Consider the following 1713-nt stretch of genomic DNA (forward strand, 5'->3'; position numbering starts at 1 on the left):
AATTTTGTAGAATATTTAAAAATCTAATTGGATATTACTGATTGATTTACTTTATGATGTCCAACCCCATGGTTTCTCATTCCAGGATTCAGTTTATATGAAATGTGTTTGACTGAACTGGAAATCATCATATGTCAAGAAGTGCTCCTGGACAACTAAAACCATTTTTATTGCGACATTGTGGAATTAGATAATATACTTACTTCCTTGAACTATACTTTCTAAACATTAAGACCTTTTTGATTGATGGCATTAGCCTTCATTTCCATCAATTCAGTACTCTTCATCTCGATAGTCGGGTCCCCGTCCCTGTATTTCCAAACATACTCCATTAGTCATTAGGAATTCCGTCCCTCAGGGCAACCCGATGTCCCCTAAGCCTGCATCCTGAGTCGAGCCTCACATAAACAAGATTAGATTATATTATTTGAGTAGAAATTTAGATGACACGCATCACGTTTGCTGTGGCTCATGGACCCGGGAAAATCAATCTGCTGGGAGCATCGAGCATCTCTGAGACTTTGCTACACTCGTGGAGATTTAACTGTGCTATCTCACCTCGCTTTTTCTGAATGTTCTTCAAGCGGTTTAAATAGATCATGCGAACTCTTCTTCTTCTTCGTTTGCTGTGTCATCCAAGCATGTTTCTTGACTTGCAGCTGGGCTTACTTCCATCTCCAGTCTCCCAATGATAATGGTTCTATCACTAAGCTCCAGGTATCCTTTCGGCTCGAATAGCCCGAACAGGTGGAGCTGTGCGTCTAGGAGAGCAAACGAACCTCTCAGAGGAAGCACAGATCTGTACAAGACGTTGTCCTTGATAATCCAGTTCTTCGTGTTGTAGTACAAGTTCCATCCATTCCTGTGATCTCGGATTCTCTCATGGAGCTGCCTTTTTTGGAAGATTGTCTCTTATCTCTGTGTCGATCCGTAATGACTTTGTCCATGAACGCAGGCTCCCGAAATGAGAACGTAGTCTGGATCGAGCTTCAATGACTGGCATCCATGTATTTGCTTGCACTTCAAAATGATATCCAGGAGGCGGCGATGACATTTATACACTTCACGATTGTGTTTGAAATGATGTGCTTGATTCGTTGTTCATGTACTGGACCTTCTTCGACCCTGATACGAGGTAGCTTACAGTCATGTTCATTTCATCTCCGATTTCTTTGTCGTATGGTCTTCAGCTCCTCTTCTCAATGGCTGCCTCTTGGGCGACTCAGTTATCCTTCATCTCGAAATACTCCGCAGTGTGTTCGAGTAAAGTTTTCTTGAGATACCCACATCGACTCCCATGAACGCGACAAAGATTCATCGCAAGTCAGTAATGATGGGGAGGAGCTTCGATTCGTTACCGATGAACTCAGCTGAGCAGGAATGGGTAGTACATTTCGTTATTCCCACGAGTGAGAATGGCTGTGATACTGTCAGCTCCATACAGAGACGTTCCCTATCCCATTCCCGCTGCTCACAGGCTGCTCGACTCTGACACAGTTTACCTAGGTCGAAGCATTCCTGAACCCGATCATATTCGCGCTTCCAATCCAGACCGATACCTGGGCAAGCGAGCTAATCGCGCAAACAACCTCAGACCACCAGGAGAATAACTCGTTTCCGTCTTCCATCCAGGGCTTTGTCGTCGTGTCAGGAAACAAAGATCTATTAATGAACAGTATTCCACACTTTGCCAATTCCTCGAAGAACTCAGCT

General features: G+C 44.0%; 3 protein-coding genes. All 3 read right to left on the reverse strand.

Going from position 1 to position 1713, the window contains the following annotated elements:
* Positions 1–597: 597 nt before the first annotated feature.
* Positions 598–795: a hypothetical protein gene (locus EDM53_RS05960; RefSeq protein WP_130122737.1), complete on the reverse strand. Its 198-nt coding sequence runs from the start codon at positions 793–795 to the stop codon at positions 598–600.
* Positions 783–947, reverse strand: a complete 165-nt coding sequence (locus EDM53_RS06315) for a hypothetical protein (RefSeq protein WP_165379698.1) — start codon at positions 945–947, stop codon at positions 783–785. The genes EDM53_RS05960 and EDM53_RS06315 overlap by 13 nt, the downstream gene beginning before the upstream one ends.
* A gap of 555 nt (positions 948–1502) precedes the next feature.
* A partial coding sequence (locus tag EDM53_RS06410; RefSeq protein ID WP_207215505.1) for a hypothetical protein occupies positions 1503–1713 on the reverse strand: 211 nt, incomplete at its 5' end.

Source organism: Rickettsiales endosymbiont of Peranema trichophorum, assembly GCF_004210275.1.
Classification (GTDB): domain Bacteria; phylum Pseudomonadota; class Alphaproteobacteria; order Rickettsiales; family Midichloriaceae; genus RICK02.